17 protein-coding genes and 1 pseudogene are annotated in these 19,582 nt (G+C 66.5%); 6 read left to right on the top strand and 12 right to left on the bottom strand.

Features of this window, described 5'->3' with window-relative positions:
- Positions 1-24: 24 nt before the first annotated feature.
- The 4 genes from BUE39_RS18055 to BUE39_RS18040 are packed head-to-tail and all read right to left on the bottom strand — an operon-like array spanning position 25 to position 5,095.
- A complete protein-coding gene (locus tag BUE39_RS18055) occupies positions 25-885 on the bottom strand; it encodes an efflux RND transporter periplasmic adaptor subunit (RefSeq protein WP_073430085.1) in 861 nt (286 codons plus the stop codon).
- Positions 886-898: 13 nt separating this feature from the next.
- A complete protein-coding gene (locus BUE39_RS18050) occupies positions 899-1,099 on the bottom strand; it encodes a DUF1656 domain-containing protein (protein ID WP_073430084.1) in 201 nt (66 codons plus the stop codon).
- Entirely contained in the window at positions 1,089-3,302 is a 2,214-nt protein-coding gene (locus tag BUE39_RS18045) for an FUSC family protein (protein ID WP_073430083.1), read from the bottom strand. The genes BUE39_RS18050 and BUE39_RS18045 overlap by 11 nt, the downstream gene beginning before the upstream one ends.
- Positions 3,303-3,310: 8 nt before the next feature.
- Complete coding sequence (locus BUE39_RS18040) at positions 3,311-5,095, bottom strand: efflux transporter outer membrane subunit (RefSeq protein ID WP_073430082.1); 1,785 nt, start codon at positions 5,093-5,095, stop codon at positions 3,311-3,313.
- Positions 5,096-5,250: 155 nt separating this feature from the next.
- Between BUE39_RS18040 and BUE39_RS18035 the strand changes: the two genes are divergently transcribed.
- Together BUE39_RS18035 and BUE39_RS35175 are read left to right on the top strand one after the other, a co-directional pair.
- Positions 5,251-6,189, top strand: coding sequence for a LysR family transcriptional regulator (locus BUE39_RS18035; protein WP_073430081.1), 939 nt, complete (start codon positions 5,251-5,253; stop codon positions 6,187-6,189).
- 186 nt (positions 6,190-6,375) lie between these two features.
- Positions 6,376-6,534, top strand: a complete 159-nt coding sequence (locus BUE39_RS35175; RefSeq protein WP_167363289.1) for a hypothetical protein — start codon at positions 6,376-6,378, stop codon at positions 6,532-6,534.
- A gap of 74 nt (positions 6,535-6,608) precedes the next feature.
- On the opposite strand, the gene BUE39_RS18025 is transcribed toward BUE39_RS35175, so the two are convergent.
- The 5 genes and pseudogenes from BUE39_RS18025 to wrbA all read right to left on the bottom strand — a co-directional run bounded on the left by BUE39_RS18025 (position 6,609) and on the right by wrbA (position 11,287).
- Positions 6,609-7,331 carry an SOS response-associated peptidase gene (locus BUE39_RS18025; RefSeq protein WP_073430079.1) on the bottom strand — a complete coding sequence of 241 codons (723 nt, stop codon included), beginning with the start codon at positions 7,329-7,331 and terminating at the stop codon, positions 6,609-6,611.
- A gap of 72 nt (positions 7,332-7,403) precedes the next feature.
- Entirely contained in the window at positions 7,404-8,210 is an 807-nt protein-coding gene (locus BUE39_RS18020) for a metallophosphoesterase (protein WP_073430078.1), read from the bottom strand.
- Positions 8,211-8,284: 74 nt separating this feature from the next.
- The gene (locus BUE39_RS18015) at positions 8,285-9,703 is read right to left on the bottom strand and encodes an FAD-binding oxidoreductase (RefSeq protein ID WP_073430077.1); all 1,419 of its coding nucleotides are present in this window, start codon (positions 9,701-9,703) and stop codon (positions 8,285-8,287) included.
- Between the two features lie 307 nt (positions 9,704-10,010).
- Positions 10,011-10,454, bottom strand: a pseudogene (locus BUE39_RS18010) (DUF2069 domain-containing protein); the annotation flags it as partial.
- A gap of 230 nt (positions 10,455-10,684) precedes the next feature.
- A complete protein-coding gene (wrbA, locus tag BUE39_RS18005) occupies positions 10,685-11,287 on the bottom strand; it encodes an NAD(P)H:quinone oxidoreductase (RefSeq protein WP_073430076.1) in 603 nt (200 codons plus the stop codon).
- A gap of 119 nt (positions 11,288-11,406) precedes the next feature.
- Between wrbA and BUE39_RS18000 the strand changes: the two genes are divergently transcribed.
- Positions 11,407-12,720, top strand: coding sequence for a YihY family inner membrane protein (locus tag BUE39_RS18000; protein WP_176035803.1), 1,314 nt, complete (start codon positions 11,407-11,409; stop codon positions 12,718-12,720).
- Positions 12,721-12,754: 34 nt separating this feature from the next.
- Here the strand turns inward: BUE39_RS18000 and BUE39_RS17995 are convergent, their stop codons facing one another.
- From BUE39_RS17995 to BUE39_RS17985, 3 genes are all read right to left on the bottom strand, one after another.
- Positions 12,755-13,075 (bottom strand): Mpo1-like protein, encoded by a 321-nt coding sequence (locus tag BUE39_RS17995; protein WP_073430075.1) that lies wholly within the window; start codon positions 13,073-13,075, stop codon positions 12,755-12,757.
- A gap of 211 nt (positions 13,076-13,286) precedes the next feature.
- The gene (locus tag BUE39_RS17990) at positions 13,287-14,120 is read right to left on the bottom strand and encodes an alpha/beta fold hydrolase (RefSeq protein WP_073430074.1); all 834 of its coding nucleotides are present in this window, start codon (positions 14,118-14,120) and stop codon (positions 13,287-13,289) included.
- The gene (locus BUE39_RS17985) at positions 14,117-15,547 is read right to left on the bottom strand and encodes an O-acetylhomoserine aminocarboxypropyltransferase (protein ID WP_073430073.1); all 1,431 of its coding nucleotides are present in this window, start codon (positions 15,545-15,547) and stop codon (positions 14,117-14,119) included. The genes BUE39_RS17990 and BUE39_RS17985 overlap by 4 nt, the downstream gene beginning before the upstream one ends.
- Before the next feature lie 239 nt (positions 15,548-15,786).
- Between BUE39_RS17985 and BUE39_RS17980 the strand changes: the two genes are divergently transcribed.
- From BUE39_RS17980 to aroC, 3 genes are all read left to right on the top strand, one after another.
- Positions 15,787-16,248 (top strand): CBS domain-containing protein, encoded by a 462-nt coding sequence (locus BUE39_RS17980; protein WP_073430072.1) that lies wholly within the window; start codon positions 15,787-15,789, stop codon positions 16,246-16,248.
- A 143-nt stretch (positions 16,249-16,391) separates the two neighbouring features.
- Positions 16,392-18,329: an MFS transporter gene (locus BUE39_RS17975; RefSeq protein ID WP_073430071.1), complete on the top strand. Its 1,938-nt coding sequence runs from the start codon at positions 16,392-16,394 to the stop codon at positions 18,327-18,329.
- Positions 18,330-18,453: 124 nt separating this feature from the next.
- Positions 18,454-19,554 (top strand): chorismate synthase, encoded by a 1,101-nt coding sequence (gene aroC, locus BUE39_RS17970; RefSeq protein WP_073430070.1) that lies wholly within the window; start codon positions 18,454-18,456, stop codon positions 19,552-19,554.
- The last annotated feature ends 28 nt before the right edge of the window (positions 19,555-19,582 follow it).

Genomic DNA, 19,582 nt, shown 5'->3' with positions numbered 1-19,582 from the left:
CGTGGGGAAAAGCGGGAACAATCATTAGCCCGGTTTAACGACAACCGTGCAGGTAATCCCCGCCGCCAGCACGATCCCCTCCGGCACCGAGTCGATCTTCACGCGCACCGGCACGCGCTGCGCGAGGCGTACCCAGTTGAAGGTCGGATTCACGTCCGCCAGCAACTCGCGGCTTTGCGGATTATCGCGATCATAAATGCCGCGCGAAATACTCTCGACGTGCCCCTGAATCGTGCCGCCGCTCATCAGCCGAACCTCGGCTTTATCGCCGACCCGCACGCGCGGCAGCTTGGTTTCCTCGAAGTAGCCATACACCCAGAACGAGTGGCTATCGACGATCGCCAGCTTGGCGATGCCCGCTGTCGCATAGTCCCCGCGGAACACGTTCAGGTTGGTGACGTAACCGTCGACCGGCGAGACGACCCGCGTGCGCGCCAGATTCAGCCTAGCCGCATCGAGCGCGGCGAGCGCCTGCTGATACGAAGCCTCGGCCGCGGACGCCGTATGCGTCGCATTCTCGCGGCTCTCGCGCGAGACGACGAGCGCATCCATGTCGGCGCGCCTGCGGGCGTCGTCGCGCTTCATCTGCAATTCGGCCTTGCGTGCCGCCACGGCGGCCTGTGCCTGCTCCACGGCGATCTGGTAGTGCGACGGATCGATCTGCATCAACAGATCGCCTTTCTTCACCAGTTGATTGTCCTTCACGGGCAGATCGACCACGGCGCCCGAGACGTCCGGCGCCACGTTGACGATCTCGGCGCGCACGCGTCCGTCGCGCGTCCAGGGTTCATCCATGTAATGAACCCACAACACGCGTCCAATCAAAATTGCGACGACAAAAATAACGGCTGTCGCGATGAAGCCCACGATATTTCGGATGGTCATGTTTCGACTCTGATCAACGATAAACGGCGAGACCGAGCACGCCGCACACACACACGAGCAAGCTGGCCCGGAACAGGGACGGGTGCCACACCACGCGATACAGGCCCGTATAGGCGATCGCGCGATCCAGCATCCAGGTGAGCAGCGCGCCCGCGATGAACAGCAGCACGATGGCCGGCACGTAGGCGTCGAAAACGGCGATATCACGCGGCATGGCGAACTCCTTCTGACGACGCGCCGGCAGTTCCGCTCATCAACGCTTCAAGCGGCGATTGCGGATCGAGCAGCGCGGTACGAATGAAATGCAGGTGACTCAAAATGCGCTGCAACCGATGCCGCTCCTCACGCGGCGGCGTGAAGGCGGCCAGCGTCTGCTGAACGGCGGCGATCGCATCGGCGGTCGCCGCGAGCGCGCGGTCGAAACGGTCCGCGCGCGGCGCGTCGAACAGCGCGGTCAGCGCGCCGCGCATCGCGCGCAGCGAGACGCGCCACGGCATCGACCTGGCGTAGCGCGCGTCGGCGGGCAGCGCCGCCACTTCGCGGCGCAGGTCGATCACTGCGTTGCCGACTTCCAGCACCGAGAAGAGCCAGCGCAACGTGTCGCGCTTGAGTTCGGGTTCGTTCGGCGCGAGCGAGTTGATCTGGAACATCAGATCGCGCGCGCCGCTCTCGAAGCGCGAACGCACGCGACCGAGGCTCGCGCGGCTCGCCAGCGCCACTTGACGGCGCAGATCGACGAGCAGGCGGTTGCGCAGCCACGGCGTCGACGGCGGCAGCAACACGGCGAACGCCACCGACGACACCAGCATCGACAGCACGAGCGCGAGCGCGTCGTTCATGAAGCCGCTCGGGTCGTAGTGAATCACGTTGTCCGGGCCGGCCAGGAAGCAGAAGAAGATGCAGTAGCCGACGCCGTAGCCCGCCAGCGCCGGCCGCGTCGTCATGAACACGCCGAGCAGCAGGAACGGCGTAAGCGCGGCGCACAGCAGCGGGAATCCGTCGATATGCGGAAACACGCCGTACACCGCGATCATGCCCATGACCGCAGCGGCGAGCGTGCCGCCGGCCATCTGGAACACGGTGCGCTTCGGGTCCGGCGACGACGAGGCCAGCGCGCACACGGCGGCCGCGTTCAACGTCAAGGTCGAGCCGCTCGGCCAGGCGGTGGCGATCCAGAACGCGCCGAGCACCAGCATCACGATGGCGGCGCGCAGGCCCGACACGCCCGCCGCGATCGCGTTGGTTTTGGGCTCGTAACGCTCGATCCAGCGCTCGCGCTCGTGGCTGTCGACGGCGAGCGACGCATAGGTGGCCGCGTAGGCATGCAGATCGTCGATGAAGCGGTACAGCAGCTCCGCGCCGGTGTCGAAGTCGAGCAGCGGCGCGTCGGGGTACACGTCGAGCTGCGCGCGCGTCGCTCGCACGCGTTTCGGCAACTCGGCCTTGTAGGCCTCGAGTTGCGCGGCGGCGTGAGCGGCATCGGCCGCGCTCAGCACGGGCTCGCCGGACTTCGCGAGCAGCGGCGCGATTTCCTTGAAGTACGGTTCGAGCGCATCGATCGCGACGGCCGCGCCGCTCGTGTCCGCATCGCGCAATCGGTTCATCAACTGATGCAGCGCGTGAAAGCGCGTCGACGCCGTCATGAACTCGCTGTTCAGCCGCGCGAGCCGGCCGCCGCGCATGCGCGAGTCCGGTCCCTCGAACACGGCCACGCTGCGCGCCGCCTCGAAACCGACGATGTCGGCGACGAAGCGCGCGTTGGTCGCCTCGATTTGCGCGCGATCGTTGCGGCCGGCGAGCGACGCCGACACATACTCGACGAAGGCCGAGAAACGCGCGCGCACGGTGCCGCGCATCTGCAAGCCGGCGTACTGCGGGAACACGAGGCCGCTCACCGCGCCCGCGCAGACGATGCCGAGCACCACTTCGGCGACCCGCGTGAGCGCGCTCAGAAACGCGCCGTCCGGATGCTGCGAGGCCGGGATGCCGATCAGCGCCGCGGTGTAGCCGGCCAGCACGAAGCCATACGAGCGGAAGTTGCGGTTGCGCGCCGCGCCCGCGGTGCAGATGCCGACCCAGATCGCGGTCGAGACGATGAACATTTCCGGTTGCTGCGCGAACAGGCCGAGCAGCGCGAGCATCACGACGAGGCCGACCAGCGTGCCGCAAATCCGGTAGAAGCTTTTGGCGAACACCATGCCGCTTTGCGGCTGCATCACGATGAACACGGTGGTCATCGCGGTGCGCGGCTGCGGCAGGTCGAGTTTCATCGCGATGCCGAGCGCGAGGAAGCACGCGGCGAGCGCCTTGAACAGATAGATCCAGGTGAGGCCGTCGGTGCGCGCCCAGTCGGCGGCGGCAGAGCGGAGCGGGGCGAACGGCATCGGGCGTGGCGCGGTTGACGGAGAGAGGGGCATGATGGTCCTCACTCGGCCGCGGGCGCAGCCGCGTTGGCGGATCGCGGCCGTGTGGCTGCCGCGGCGTTTATGGGTTGCGCGTTGGCCGTGGCCGGTGACGGCGTGTCTGCCGCGGCGCTTACGGGTTGCGCGTTGACCGCGGCCGATGACGGCTTCTTCGGCGTGATAGCGAGGCTTCGCATGTGGACCGCATCACGCGTGGCGGGCGCGTTGTTTTTCGTGCGGCCGGTTGAACCCGCTTGCGACGGCGTGACCGCGGCCGCAGCGTTCGAACCCGCCGCCGCCTGGCTGTTCGCCTGGCCCTTGCCCTTGCCATGCCCCGGCAGCGTCTCATTCGCCTGCGGACCGTTGGCCGGCTCGTCGAGCCCGCCGCCCAACGCGGTGACGAGCGACGCGTGCGCGCCGAGGCGCTCGGCCTGAATCTTCGCGACGCCTTCCTGGGCGTGCAGCAACTGGTTTTGCGCGATCAGCACGTTCAGGTAGTCCGTCAGGCCGCGCCGATAACCTTCGCGCGACAGGTCGTAGTTCCTGCGCGCCGCCGCGACCGACCGCTCGGCGTCAGCGGCCTGGGTCGCGAGCGAGCGGATGCGGATCACCTGGTCGGAGATGTCCTTCAACGCGCCGACGATCGCCTGGTTATAGCGCTCGACGGCCTCGTCGTATCCGGCCGACGCCGCGCCGAGCTGCGAGCGCAGGCGCCCGCCGTCGAGGATCGGCAGCGACAGCGCGGGACCGGCCGTCCAGCTATGCGACGGACTCTTCAGGAACTGGAACAGCGGGCCCATCGCCGCATAACCGCCGATCGACGCCAGCAGGTCGATGTCGGGGTAAAAGCCGGCCTTGGCGACGTCGATGCCGCGCGCCTGCGCCGCCACCGTCCAGCGCGCGGCGACCACGTCCGGCCGATGGCCGATCAGATCGGCGGGCAACGCGCTCGGCAGGCCGGCGGGCGTGGCGAGCGACAGCGCCGGGCGCTGGATCGAGTCGCCCGCGCCGGGGCCCTTGCCGGCCAGCGCCGCCATCTGATTGCGGCCGAGCGCGATCTTTTCCTCGAGCGCGTCGATCTGGCGTTCGTACTCCGGCATCGGCGTTTCGGCCTGGCTCACTTCCAGTTGCGTGCCAAGGCCGCCTTTCAAGCGCCGGTTCGCCAGGTCGACGATTTGCTGCTGTTGCCGCAAGGTCGCTTGGGCGATGTCGAGCAGCGCGTAGTTCATCGACATCTCGATGTACGTGCGCACCACATTGCCTTGCAGTTCGAGCTGCGCGGCGCGGGCGTCGGCGGCGCTCGCGTGGGCGGCGTCGAGCGCGCGCTCGGCGGCGTTGCTGTCCTTGCCCCACAGGTCGAGGTGATACGACAGTTCCAGCGTGCCCGTGTTGTTCCACGATTGCTCGCCGGCGAGCGGCCCCGGCCCGTAGTACAGGTTGTCGGCCCACTTCTGGCGCTGGATCGACAGATTGCCGTTGACTTGCGGCGACAGCGCCGCGCGGGCGACGCCCGCCATCGACGCCGCTTCGCGCACGCGCGCCTGAGCGGCCGCGAGGCTCGGATTGCCGGCCTGCGCGGCCTCGATCCACGCGTCGAGTTGCGGATCGTTAAAGGCGCGCCACCAGTCGGCGGCCGGCCATTGCGCGTCGGCATTGGCGGCCCGGATGGCGTTGCCCGCGTCGAGCGCGGCGGGCTCGATGCCGCTCGCCTGCGGCGCGATGCCTCCGGTGCTTGCACATCCCGCGATTGTTAATAGGATCGTAAGAACAGCGGTTGCGGCGATCCGTTTTGGCACCGGAGACTGCACGATTCCTCCAAAAATTGGCTATAGAAGCTTGTGCGCCATTATATTTTTTGATCGATTGCGGAATAACCCGTAACGGTGCAAGGCATTTTTACGGAATTTGAGATAATCGCCGTTACGAATCGTGAAACAATCGGTCCGGATTACCAAGGAAAGGCATGGATACGCTTCAAAACATGCGCGTATTTGTCCGCGTCGTCGAAGCGGGCAGTTTTACGGGTGCCGCGCAGCACCTGAACACGACCACGGCGTACGCGTCACGCGCGGTGTCCGATCTGGAAGCGCATCTGCGCACGCGCCTGTTGAACCGCACGACGCGCCGCATCGCGCTGACCGAGGCGGGCGAACGTTACCTGCAGCGCTGCGAACAGATCCTCGCCTATGTGGATCAGGCCGAAGCCGAGGCGGGCGATGCCCACGCCCGCCCCGCAGGCAAGCTGAAAATTCACGCGATGACGAGTTTCGGCCAGCATTACGTGGTGCCGGCGGTCGGCCGCTATCAGCAGCGCTATCCGGACGTGCACGTCGAACTGACGCTGGCGCAGCGCATCCCTGATCTGCTCGACGAGGGCTTCGACGTCTCGCTGACGCTGGCCACCAGCCTGCCCGATTCGGGACTGGTGTCGCAGCGTCTCGGCAGCGCCTTCAGCATCGCCTGCGCGTCGCCCGCTTATCTGGAACGGCACGGCGTGCCGCAGACGCCCGCCGATCTCGCGCATCACACCTGCCTGCAAATGGTGGCGCCGGTGTTTCCGTCCGACAAATGGACCTTCGACGGCCCGAACGGCGACGAAACGATCACACTCGGGCCGACCCCGTTCCAGGTGAACGTCGCCGAGGCGATGGCGGTGGCGGTGAGTAATGGCATGGGCATCGGCCTGATTCCCATCTATTCGGCGATCAGCGGTTTGCGTAGCGGCGCGTTCGTGTGGTTGCTGCCGCAATACACGTCGCAGGAAATGAATCTGTATGCGCTGTATCCGTCGCGACAGTACCTGGACGCGAAAATCCGCACGTGGGTGGAGTTTCTGCGCGACGAACTGCCCGCCACGCTGGCCGCCGATCAGGCGGAATTGCGCCAGTTCGCGCGCGGCTGAGCCTGGCGGACGGGGTGGCGCGCCGCGCGGTGACAGGCTGTTACACAACCGCCGCGCCGCAACATTTCCTTACTTTCATGCTCAAGTCGATTTGCTAACGTGTGGTTCACGCGCTGCCGCTTCGGCCGCACGCGCTCCATTCACCGCCGCTCGGCAAATCGCAACAACTGGAAGGACGAGGGATTCATGGATACGCATCTGATGATCGGCGTGGCCGTCATGCTTGGACTGATCGGAATCGCCGCATCGCGCGATTTGCTGCGCCGCCTGCGCGAACAGCAGCCGCAACTCGTGCCGATCAAGATCGCGCGCCCCGATGCGCGGGGACAACGGCGCGACCGTTGAACGTCGTTATCGCGTTGGATATTGCGGGCCTGCAGAGGTGTTTTTCTTGAGCGGCGCCTGTGCGCCTTCCGCTTTTAGTCCAGCGCTTCGATCAGGCCCGGCTCGTCGTTGAGCACGCGATCGACGCCGGGACCCACCCGGTGCCAGCGGAACCGCCCGGCCGCGAGGCAGGCGCTGCGCGTCAGATGTTCGAGTTCATCGGCCGGCAATGCGGGGTCCAGCCAGCGGCGCGCCGCCTCGGGCCCGAATACCAGCGGCCGCCGGTCGTGCACGTCGACGAGACCCGCGTCGGCGTTGGCCGTCACGATCACCAGTCCCATGCCTTCGGTTTGCGGTTCCGTGCCGCGCACGCTCGACAATGCCGCCAGATACATCGGCGCGTCGCTCTTCAGGTGGACGTAGTAGGGCTGGCGGACCATGGCGGCAACCTCCGCGGCGGGGCCCGCGCTGTCACTGCTTTCGGGCGCCGTTTCCGCGTGCCATTCGAACCAGCCGTCCGCGGGCACCAGCACGCGTCCGGTTTTCCACAGTTGCTCGAAGTAACGCGCGTTCGGCGCGGTGGCGGCGCGCGCGTTGATCGTCTGCGGCAGATGCTGCTCGCGCGCCCAGTCCGGGCAATAGCCCCAATGGATCGCGCGCAGCGTCTGGTCCGGGTAGATCGTGAGCGGATGCGTGCCCGGCGCGAGGCTATAGCCGGGACGGCGGTCGGCGGCGTCGAATAGCATCAGCGGATCGGCGAGGCCGAGATGCCGGGCGTACAGATGCGGATCGCGGTACTGGCTGATTCGACCACACATGAGCGACCTCCACGGACCAGCGCCTCGCCGGCACGGCGATCTCAACAGCGTAGTGCCGCGAGTGCGGCGGCGCTACACCTCGACGACCTTATCCCATGCGAACTGTGGGTTCTCCCACTGTCCGCTGCGCCGGTCGAAGTAGCCGCGCGGATTGCAGACCACGCGTGTGCCGTTCACGGTGTAATCGAAAGACGTGTGCGTGTGCCCATGAATCCACAACGCGACGGGCGAGCGCACCAGTTCCGGCAAATGATTGACGAAGCCCGCCGACGCGCGGTCTTGCGCGTAATGCTCGGCGAGACTCAGCCGATGCGGCGCGTGATGCGTGACGACGATCGTCTTGCCGGCGAACGGCCTGGCAAGCTCGCTTTCGAGCCAGGCGCGCGCGCGGCGGTGCAGCGCGAGCGAGTCGTCGGGCGTGAAGTCGCGCGGGGAGTCGTGGGGGTCGTGCGGCCAATTCATCTGGATCGGGCCGCGGAAGTCGAGCATCACCCGGCGCGACGCGTCGATCGACCCGGCGAGCGTGTCGGGGTCCGCGCCGTAGAGTTCGAAGTCGGTCCACAAGGTGGTGCCGAGGATGCGCCAGCCGCCCTGGCGGTCGACCAGCGCGGCGTTGTTCAGCACGTGCACGTTGTCGACTTGCGCGGCCGCGTCGTACAGGGCGGCTTCGAGCGCGCCGAATTCGCCGTCGTAGTATTCGTGATTGCCGGGCACGTAGACCACCGGCGCGGCGCCGTCGAAGATCTGGGCGGCCCAGCGCGGACCGGCCGCGTGATTGTGAATGTCGCCCGCCAGCACGATCAGATCCGCCTGCGCATGCGGGATCAGATCGGGCTCGTCGTTCTCCAGATGCAGATCGGACAACACTCGAATCTTCACGGCTACGGCTCCTGCGATTTATAGCGTTCAGACGACGCATTCCGACGCGTTCAGAAACGCGGCGGCTTCAAACCTTAGCGTAGCACCTTGCCGGGGTTCATCAGGTTCAGCGGATCGAGCGCGAGCTTGACGGCGCGCATCAACCGCACCTCGACGTCCTGCTTGTACTGCATCGCTTCGTCGATCTTCAACTGGCCGAGCCCGTGTTCCGCGCTGATGCTGCCGCGATGCCGATGCACGCTGTCGTAGACGATCTGGTTGATCGCGCTCTGGTATTGGTCGAGAAACGCCATCGCGTCGCCGCCTTCGGGCGCCTGCACGTTGTAGTGCAGGTTGCCGTCGCCGAGATGGCCGAACGTCACCATGCGCGCGCCCGGCACCGCCTGGGCGATCGCGGCGTCGGTTTCCTCGATGAAGCGGCCGATGCGCGAGATCGGCACCGCGATGTCGTGCTTGATGTTCAGACCTTCCTCGGCTTGCGCGAGCGGAATGTGTTCGCGCAGATTCCAGAAAGCGCGCGACTGTGCGAGGTTTTCGGCGACCACCGCGTCTTGCACGAGACCTTCTTCGAGCGCCGTTTCCATCAGACGCTCGAACAGCGCGCGGGCGTGTTCCTCGCTTTCGCTGTCCGACAATTCCAGCAGCACGATTTGCGCGTGCGATTCGGCAAACGGATAGCGCATCTGTTCGAAGTGCCGGCCCACCAGCCGCAGACAGAAATCCGACATCAGTTCGAAGCCGGTCAGAAGCGGCCCGGCGACGCGTTGCGTGAGCGCGAGAAAGTCGAGCGCCGCATCGGGCGAAGCCAGCCCGGCGAGCGCCGTGACGCGCGCGGCCGGTTGCGGATGCAGCTTGAGCACCGCCGCCGTGATGATGCCGAGCGTGCCCTCCGCGCCGATGAACAGATCGCGCAAGTCGTAGCCGGTGTTGTCCTTGCGCAGTCCGCGCAGGCCGTCCCACAGTTCGCCTTGCGGCGTGACCACTTCCAGGCCGAGGCATAGCTCGCGCGTGTTGCCGTAGCGCAGCACGGCGGTGCCGCCCGCGTTGGTGGCGAGATTGCCGCCGATCGTGCAACTGCCTTCGGCGGCGAGGCTCAAGGGGAACAGGCGGCCGGCTTCCTCGGCATGTCTTTGCACTTCGGCGAGGACGACGCCGGCTTCGACGGTGATCGTGTTGTTGTGCGGATCGATGTCGCGCACGCGATTCAGACGCCGCAAGCTGATGACCGCCTGCGCGCCGCTTTCATCGGGCGTGGCGCCGCCGGCGAGACCGGTGTTGCCGCCTTGCGGCACCAGCGCGACGCGATGTTCGCCGGCGAGTTTGACGAGCGCCGCGACTTCGGCGGCCGTGGCCGGGCAGAGCACCGCACAGGCCGCGCCGGTGTAGCGGCGGCGCCAGTCGGTGAGGTAGGGCGCGGTGTCGTGCGGATCGGTGAGCACCTGGGTGGGGCCGATGGCGTCGCGGCAGGCGGAGAGGAAAGCGGCTTGAGTCATGTGGGTCGGTCGGTGTGTTCGGACGAAGAAATCAAGGCGTGGCGCGCGGTTTTCGTCAGGTGAGGGTTTTGGCCTGCGTGGCGGATGGTTCCGTGACTTGTTCGGCGGCTGGCTTCGCGGTTACTTCGGCGGGCGGTTCAGCGGCTGGTTCGGCAGCCGCCTGGGCTTTGGTGTGCACCTTGGCGCGTGCTTTGCCGTCGACTTCGCCGCGCACTTTGGCGCCCGCTTCGCCGGCCACTTCGCTGTCCATGTCGCCGCCGACTTCGCCACCCGCTTCGCCGCCTACTTCGCCGCCTACTTCGGCGGCCTGCTGGCCGGCCAGCTTCGCGGCCACCTTGGCCGCGCGCTTGAACGGCGCGACATGGGCGATCGCGCAGACGAAAAAGACGACGGCGAGTACGGCTTCCAGCCAGCCGAGGCGCGCGCTCAAACCGCGCTCGCTCCAGCCGCGGACGACGCCTTCGGCAAAGTACAGCAGGATCAGCATCGACGCCCATTGCAGCGTGTACAGCCGGCGCCGCCACACGCCCGGCAGCGCGAGCAGCAGCGGCACGGCCTTGAGCAGCAGCGCCGAGCCGCCGGGGCGCAGCGGCGCGAGCCACCCTTCCCAGGCGGCGCACAGTACGATCAGCGCGAGCAAGGCGGTGGTAGCGCCGAGCGCGGCGGCGGTTTTTTGCCGCACGGGCAGGGCGGTTGTGGCGCCGCGTGCCCCGGCATTGCCTTGCCGCACGTGCGCGGCGGTTGCGGGCATGGGCGAGGTGTCCGTGGCCGAGGTGCCGACCGTTTCGGCATCGTGGTCGCGATCGGACGGTTTCGCGTTCGGAGCATTGGCTGCGATGCGCATGGGCGGCTCGTTGGCGGTGGGCCGTGCAAGCGGCGCGCTCGCGACCGTTCGCGCATCGACAGCGTCGACGGCCGCGGGCGCATCGGGCGCATCGGGCGTACCGGGTTCACGCCGCTGCGTTCCGGCATCCGGCTCGTTCACGGCCGTTCGCTCATGCAAGCCGCCGTGCGCGCGACGCGTGCGCCGAGCGCGACGGCGAGTGTTTTCTCGTCGGCGGAGATGCCTTGTTCGGCGGTGCCCGCGCGCGCGAAATGCGACGCGCCGTATGGCGTGCCGCCGCTTTGCGTGGTGGTGAGCGCGCTCTCGGTGTACGGAATGCCGACGATCAGCATGCCGTGATGCAGAAGCGGCAGCATCATGGAGAGCAGCGTGGATTCCTGGCCGCCGTGCAAACTGCCGGTGGACGTGAACACGCAGGCCGGCTTGCCGGCGAGCGCACCGGAGAGCCACTGCGGCGTGGTGCCGTCGAGAAAGTATTTGAGCGACGCGGCCATGTTGCCGAAGCGGGTGGGCGAGCCGAGCGCGAGACCCGCGCATTCCTCCAGGTCGCGCAGTTCGACGTAGGGCGGACCTTCGGCGGGAATGTCCGGCTGCGACGCCTCGCAGACGGTGGACACCGCCGGCACCGTGCGCACGCGCGCCTGCATGCCGGGAACGCTGTCCACGCCGTGCGCGATCGCCAGCGCAAGCTCGCGCGTGGCGCCGTGACGGCTGTAATAGAGCACGAGAATGTCTTTCATAAGCCTCATCGGTGAACGGGTATTATAGGGGCTGGGTCCGCTGGAGAGGCCATGCATGGCCGTTCGGCCAGGTCTTCGTCCTCTCCTGAAACACCGGTTCACGAAGCAAGGAGGCAGGTTTGTTGTCCAGGGTGCGTTTCGATCTCGACACGCTCAAACGGCTCGCGCAGTTTGCCGCGAAGCGCAGTGGCGAAGACCGCATACCGCAGGTGGCCGGCAGCCTCACGTTCACCACCATGCTCGCGCTGGTGCCGCTCGCCACGGTGGCGTTCGCGCTGTTCACCGCGTTTCCGCTCTTTGCCTCGTTTCAGGAATCGCTGCAGTTTTTTCTCGCCGACCACCTGATGCCCGCGCAACTGAACAGTCAGATCTTCAAGTATCTGAACCAGTTCGCCGCAAAGGCCAAGGGGCTGACCACGATCGGCATGATCGTGCTGTTCGTCACGGCGGTGATGACCATGATGACCGTCGAATCCGCGTTCAACGTGATCTGGCGTGTGCGCAAGGCGCGGCCGATCGCGCAGCGCATACTCGTCTACTGGGCGATCATCACGCTCGGCCCGATCCTGATCGGCGTGAGCCTGTCGATTTCCTCCTACCTGTTCACGCAATCCATGACCTTCACGGCGGCCCAGCGCATGACGCCGGTCATCGAATGGGCGCTCACGGGCGCGGCGCTGCCGTTGACGGCGCTCGCCTTCACGATTCTCTACGTCTATCTGCCGAACTGCCGCGTGGAATGGCGCGATGCGGTGATCGGCGGCGTGACCGCCGCGATCGCCTTCGAACTCGCCAAGCGCGGCTTCGGCTACTACGTGCGCCGCATTCCCACCTACACGGCCGTGTACGGCGCATTCGCGGCGGTGCCGCTGTTTCTGCTGTGGATGTACCTGTGCTGGTTCATCACCCTGGCGGGCGCGATGATCGCCTCCGCCTTGCCGGCGATTCGCATCGGGCAGTTTCACCGGCCCACGTTCGAGGGCAGCAATCTGTTCGATTCGCTCGAACTGCTTGCGCGGCTCGCCGAGGCGCGCGACGCCGGCGAGCGCGGCTACACCGTGCCCGACCTGTCGCGAATGCTTCGCCGCGATCTGGACACCACGATCAACCTGCTGCAAAAGCTCGAGGAAATCGAATGGATCGCGCAATTGCAGGAAGACGGCGTGCGCCCGCATTTCCTTCTGCTGGCGAATCCGGCGCAGATCACGGTTGAGCGATTGTTCGACCTGTTCATCATCGACCGCGCCGAACTCCAATATCAGCTTGAACTCAACTCCACGCGGGTGGACGGCGCAACGCTTCTGGCCGCGCTGCAAAACGACAAGCTGAAGGTGACGCTCGCGGCCTTGCTGGCCGCACGCGCGGCCTCGCGCGCGGCGCGTGCGCAGGAGAGCGTGCAGGGCGCTTCGACCATGCCGCATCAGGCGGCGTAGCGGCCCGGCGGGCAATGCGTCGGCGGCATGAAAACTACAGCGAGATCTTGCCGACGCAGATGTCCTTGAACATCACCCAGTCGCCCATCAGGCTATAGAGCGGATGACGGAAGGTAGCCGGCCGGTTCTTCTCGAAGAAGAAATGCCCGACCCAGGCAAAGCCGTATCCGCAGACCACGGCCACCGGCAGCCACAGCCAGTGGCCGGTGGCGAGCGCCATGGCGAGACAGCCGATCACGCCGAGCGAACCCACGAAATGCAGCCGCCGCGAAACCGTGTTGCGATGCTCGCTCAGATAGAACGGATAGAACTCCGCGAAACTCGCGAAGTGATCGGTGTGTGCGATATGACCCATCACGGCCTCCGAATTTCCATGCTTCCCGATTCCGTGCCCGTCGCTTCGAATGGCTTCGCCGCGTGCCGGAATGCCCGAAAGCGCACGGCAAACAGGACAGGCTCGATCCATTGTGCGGCTATCGGCGCATGCGCGCAACCTGGCCGTTCGGCCGATGGCGCGCATGTTTCGCCGCGGCTATCGTGATGGCTCCGCTCTCGTTTGCCGGTCGTTATGAGGCGACGCGAGGCGGGCTGCAAGCGAAGCTGAAAAGGGCGTCGAGCGTGGCGTCGGGCTGCTCGGTCATCAGCGCATGGCCGGCTTCGAGCATCACGGTGTCGATCGCCACGCCTCTTTGCGCGAGCGCGTCGGCGAGCGCCCTGGCGGCGCGCGGCGGGGTCATCGCATCGCGCCGGCCGACGATCAGGCGCACCGCGCAACGCACTTGGGCGGCGCGGGCGAGGCCGTCCGCGTAGGTATTGCAAGCCGTGAAGTCGGTATGGAACAGGTGCGGTTCGCCGGTTGCCGCGACGCGCTCCATCAGCCGCTGGTTCATGCCGTGCAACCAGAAGCCGGGGCCGGGGCAGGAGGGCTTGGCCGCGAGCGTCGAGTGCGACCACTCGTTGACCATGGCGATGGCATCGGGCTCGCGATGCAGCGCGGCTTCGAGCAGCGTGTCGGAGACGGCCATCGGCATGGCGGTGGCGAGTAGCGCGAGATGCGTCGCGCGCTCAGGATAGCGGCCCGCGAAGTCGAGCGCGATCAGCGAGCCCATGCTGTGGCCGGCCACGAACGCGCGTTGCACGCCGGCGGCATCGAGCAGCGCGGCCAGCCAGTCAGCCGTCGCCGTCACGGTGGTCAACGCGGGCCCGGCGCTGCGGCAATGTCCCGGCAAGTCCACCGCCAGCACGCCGAAGCCGTGATGCGCGAAGTAGCGCGTTTGCAGCGCCCAGACGCTATGGTCGTGCTCGGCGCCGTGGATGAACACGGCGCTCGGCAGGCTCGCATCGAACGGCTTGCCGCCGGTGTACACGTAAGCCGGTTTGCCTTGGACGGTGAGGATCATGCGGACTCCGGGCGGGGTTTGGCGGCAGGGGCGGACGGGGAGGCATCGGTCCTGGCTTCAATCGCGCCTTGGCCGGATGCGCCGGTTTTGGCATCCCTATGCGCTGGGCCCGATGCGCCTCCTGCGGATGCGCCCGACCCGCTCGCCTTCTGCGCGGCCTTCAGCGCGCGCTTGAGGTCGTCGATCAGATCGTCGGGGTCTTCGAGACCGATCGACAGGCGGATCGTGCCTTCGGCGATCCCCGCCGCGGCGAGCGCGGCGGCATCCATGCGAAAGTGCGTGGTCGATGCGGGGTGGATCACCAGCGAGCGCGCGTCTCCCACGTTCGCGAGGTGCGAGAACAGCGAGAGCGCTTCGATGAACGCGCGTCCGGCGGCGCGGTCGCCGCGCAAGTTGAAGCTGAACACCGCGCCCGCGCCGCGCGGCAGCAGACGCTTCGCGAGCGCATGGTCGGGATGCGTCGGCAGTTCGGGATAGGCGACCGTTTCGACCGCTGCGTGAGCGGCGAGGAATTCGACCACCCGGCGCGTGTTGGCGACGTGCCGTTCCATGCGCAGCGGCAGCGTTTCGATGCCTTGCAGCAGTTGCCAGGCGGCTTGCGGATGCAGGCACGCGCCGAAGTCGCGCAAACCCTCGCGGCGCGCGCGCAGCAGGAACGGCGCGACGGTGCTTTCCTCGCTGAAGACCATGCCGTGAAAGCCCTCGTAGGGCTCGGTGAATTCGGGGAAGCGCCCCGAGGCGTCGAAGTCGAAGGTGCCGCCGTCCACCAGCACGCCGCCGATCGTCGTGCCGTGCCCGCCGAGAAACTTGGTGGCCGAGTGATAAACGAGGTCGGCGCCGTGCTCGAACGGTTTGAGCAGGTAGGGCGTGGTGAAGGTGGAGTCGACCAGCAGCGGCACGCGGTGTTCGTGCGCGATCTGCGCGAGCGCGGCGATGTCGAGCACGTCGAGGCCGGGATTGCCGAGCGTCTCGCCGAACAGCAGGCGCGTGTTCGGGCGCAGCGCGGCGCGCCATGCGTCGAGATCGCCGGGTTTGACGAAGGTCGTCTCGATGCCGAAGCGCCGCAACGTGTAATGCAGCAGATTGTGCGAGCCGCCGTATAGCGCGCTGGAGGCGACGATATGCGAGCCCGCGGCCATCAGCGTGGCGATCGCCAGATGCAGCGCGGCCTGGCCGCTCGCCGTGCCGATCGCGCCCGCGCCGTTCTCCAGCGCGGCGACGCGCTCCTCGAACACGGCCACGGTCGGGTTGGAGATGCGCGAATAGACATGGCCGGCGCGCTCCATATTGAAGAGCGCCGCGGCGTGGTCCGAATCGCGGAACGAAAAGGAGGTAGTCTGGTAAATGGGTGTGGCGCGCGCGCCGGTGGCGGGGTCGGGAGCGGCGCCGGCGTGCAGCGCAAGCGTATCGAAACGGTTGGCGGACATCCTGGGCGGCGGGGCCACGGAAGGCCTCGCGAAAGGTGAAAGTGGCGGCCATCCTATCACCGGCACGAACCGCATCAAGCGCGGTTTTCCCGATGCGCGCGCGAGCGCTCATGCGGGTTCGGGCAGGAGAACACCCGCCGCGCCTTGGCGGGCGGGCCGCTTTCCTTTTATGGGCCTTTCCGCTAGGATCGAAAGTCATTCATGCATTACGAGCTTAGCGGGTATCACGGGAGACGATCATGCGAGTCAGCGACATTCTTAAAGTCAAGGGCAACACCCTTTTCACGGTTACGCCGGATACCACGCTGCACGACGCAGTCAACACCATGGCCGAGCACGATATCGGCTCGCTCGTCGTGATGGAATACGGCGACCTGGTCGGCATGCTCACCTTCCGTGAAATCATTCTCACGCTGAGCAAGCATGGCGGCAGCGTCGGCACGTCAACGATCCGTAAGGTCATGGACGACCATCCGCTCACCTGCACGCCCGAAACGGACGTCAACGAAGTGCGCCGCATGATGCTCGAGCACCACGTGCGCTATCTGCCCGTCATGGAAGCCCGCACGCTGATGGGCGTGATCTCGTTCTACGACGTCGCGAAGGCGGTGGTCGAAGAGCAGGGCTTCGAAAATCGCATGCTCAAGGCATACATCCGCGACTGGCCGGAAGAGCAACAGGAGCAGCAGCCGGCGCGTTGATGCCCGGTGGCTCGCCGCGGCGTTCGGCGTTGCCGTGAGCGCGAAAATGCAGTCAAGGCGCGCGCGAAAGCGCGCGCTTTTTTTGTCTCCGGGCCCGCGTCTCTTTCCCTCTCGTTGCTCGTTCAACCCGTTCCCCGACCTTCATGAGCGATCGTCCGATACCTGCCGGCCGTCGTGCCGCGCGCCCGCACGAGGCGCACGAATCGCAGTTCCGGCTACTGCGGCAGCGCCGCTTCGCGCCTTTTTTCTGGACCCAGTTCCTCGGCGCGATGAACGACAACGTCTTCAAGATCGGCTTCACGTCGCTCGTCACGTATCAGGCGGCGCGCTTTTCCGGCGTCGATCCGAAAACGGCGGCGTTTCTGATTTCGGCGATCTTCATCTTGCCGTTCGTGCTGCTGTCCGCCACCTCCGGCCAGATCGCCGACAAGTACGACAAGGCGATGCTCACGCGCTTCGTCAAGAGCTTCGAGATCGTCGTGATGCTGATCGGCGGCGCGGGTTTTCTGCTGCATAACGCACCGTTGCTGTATGCATGCACGTTTCTGATGGGCGTCCATTCGACCGTGTTCGGACCGGTCAAATACTCGTACCTGCCGCAGCATCTGTCGAAGGCGGAACTGGTGGGCGGCAACGGCATGGTCGAGATGGGCACGTTCGTCGCGATCTTGATCGGCACGATCGTCGGCGGCGCCGGCGCGGGGTTCGTCGAACATGGCGCGATCGTGCTGGCTTGCGCCTGTGTCGCGGTTGCGCTGGCGGGGCGCTTCGTGTCGAGCTTCGTGCCGGTCACGGCGGCGCCGCAGCCGGACCTGCGCATCAACTGGAATCCGGTTAGCGAGACGTGGCGCAACCTGAAGCTGGCGCGCGAAAACCGCACCGTGTTTCTGAGCCTGCTCGGCATATCGTGGCTGTGGTTCGTCGGCGCGACTTTTCTGTCGTCGTTTTTCAGCTTTGCGAAAAACGTGCTGTCCGCCGACCCGGACGTGGTGACGGTGCTGCTCGGCACGTTCTCGATCGGCATCGGCATCGGTTCGCTGTTGTGCGAAAAGCTCTCGAAGCGGCGCATCGAAATCGGCCTGGTGCCGCTCGGCTCGATCGGCATGAGCGTGTTCGCAATCGACCTGTTTTTCGCGAGCCGCGCGCTGCCGCCCGCGGGACATCTGCTCGCCGTCGGCGAATTTCTCGTGCGGCCCGCCCATTGGCGCGTGCTGGCCGACCTGTTCCTGCTCGCCATGTTCGGCGGGTTCTACAGCGTGCCGCTCTACGCGCTGATCCAGAGCCGCAGCCAGCCGAGTCACCGCGCGCGCATCATCGCCGCGAACAATATTCTGAATTCGTTGTTCATGATCGTCTCGGCGCTGATGGCGATGGCGTTGACCGCGGCGGGCTTCGGCATTCCGGCGATTTTTCTGGTTACGGCGTTGCTGAACATCGTCGTCGCGACCTACATCTATTCGCTGGTGCCCGAGTTTCTGCTGCGCTTCATCGCATGGGTGCTCGTGCATACGTTTTACCGGATGCGTCTCGTGCATGCCGAGCGCATTCCCGAGGAAGGCGCCGCGGTGCTGGTGTGCAACCACGTGAGCTTTGTCGACGCGATCGTGATCATGGCGGAGAGCCCGCGGCCGATCCGTTTCGTGATGGACCATCAGATCTTCAGGTCGCCGTTCGCCGGCTGGGTGTTCCGTCATGCGAAGGCGATTCCTATCGCGCCGGCGCATCAGGACGCCCAGCTGCTCACGCAAGCTTATGAGCGATGCGCGCAGGCGCTCGCCGAGGGCGAACTGGTCTGTATTTTCCCGGAAGGCAAGCTCACGAGAACCGGTGAAATGAATCCGTTTCGCCACGGCGTGACCGAAATCATCCGGCGCACGCCCGCGCCGGTGATACCGATGGCGCTGCGCGGCCTGTGGGGCAGCGTGTTTTCGCGCGCCGACGATGCGCGCTGGCCGCGGCCGATACAGAAGGGCGTGATGAGCCGGCTGACCCTGGCGGTGGGCGAGCCGATCGATCCGGCGCTCGCGACGCCGGAGATGCTGCAGCGGATCGTCACCGAATTGCGTGGGGCGCGCAAGTAAGGCCGCGCCGGCGTCGCGGCGGCTCGCGGCTTGTCCTCAAGTCATAAGCACGCGGGCGGCCCGCCCTCGCGCCATGCGGGCTGGCATAATAACGCTTCCCCCGCATTTCTTTTGGACGACGCCCATGTCCGGCAACACGCTCGGTACGCTTTTCACTGTCACGACCTTCGGCGAATCGCACGGTCCCGCTATCGGCTGCGTGATCGACGGCTGCCCGCCGGGCATGGCGCTCAACGAAGCCGACATCCAGCTCGAACTCGACCGCCGCAAACCCGGCACGTCGCGCCACGTCACGCAGCGTCAGGAAGAAGACAAGGTCGAGATCCTGTCCGGCGTGTTCGAAGGTGAGACCACCGGCGCACCGATCGCGCTGCTGATCCGCAACACGGACCAGCGCAGCAAGGACTACGGCAACATCGCCGAGACGTTCCGCCCAGGTCATGCGGACTACACCTACTGGCAGAAATACGGCATTCGCGACTATCGCGGCGGCGGCCGTTCGTCGGCGCGTCTGACGGCGCCCACGGTGGCGGCGGGCGCGGTCGCGAAGAAGTGGCTGCGCGAGAAGTTCGGCGTCGAGATTCGCGGCTACATGGCCGCGCTCGGCGAGATCGACGTGCCTTTCGTCGACTGGGCGCAAGTGCGTGAAAATCCGTTCTTCGCGCCGAACGCCGAGATCGTGCCGCAATTGGAAGCGTACATGGACGCGCTGCGCAAGGAGGGCGACTCCATCGGCGCGCGCATCAACGTGGTGGCTTCCGGCGTGCCGGTCGGCCTTGGCGAGCCGCTGTTCGACCGTCTCGACGCGGACATCGCGCACGCGATGATGGGCATCAACGCCGTCAAGGGCGTCGAGATCGGCGCGGGCTTCGCCAGCGTCGCGCAACGCGGTTCGGTGCATGGCGACGAACTGACGCCGGAGGGCTTCGTCGGCAATCACGCGGGCGGCGTGCTCGGCGGCATTTCCACCGGGCAGGACATCACGGTGTCGATCGCGATCAAGCCCACGTCGAGCATTCGCACGCCGCGCCGTTCGATCGACAAGGCGGGGCAGCCGGCCATCGTCGAAACGTTCGGGCGGCATGATCCGTGTGTCGGCATTCGCGCCACGCCGATCGCTGAATCGATGCTCGCGCTCGTGCTGATCGACCACGCGCTGCGCCACCGCGCGCAGTGCGGCGATGTCGCGGTCAGCACGCCGAAGATCGCGGCGAGTGCGCCGTAACGGGCGTTTCCCGCGCGGCTTCGTCTTC

Source organism: Paraburkholderia terricola (assembly GCF_900142195.1).
Classification (GTDB): Bacteria; Pseudomonadota; Gammaproteobacteria; order Burkholderiales; family Burkholderiaceae; genus Paraburkholderia; species Paraburkholderia terricola.
Note: the sequence above shows the minus strand (reverse complement) of the source record. Positions and strands in the feature narration are given on the sequence as shown.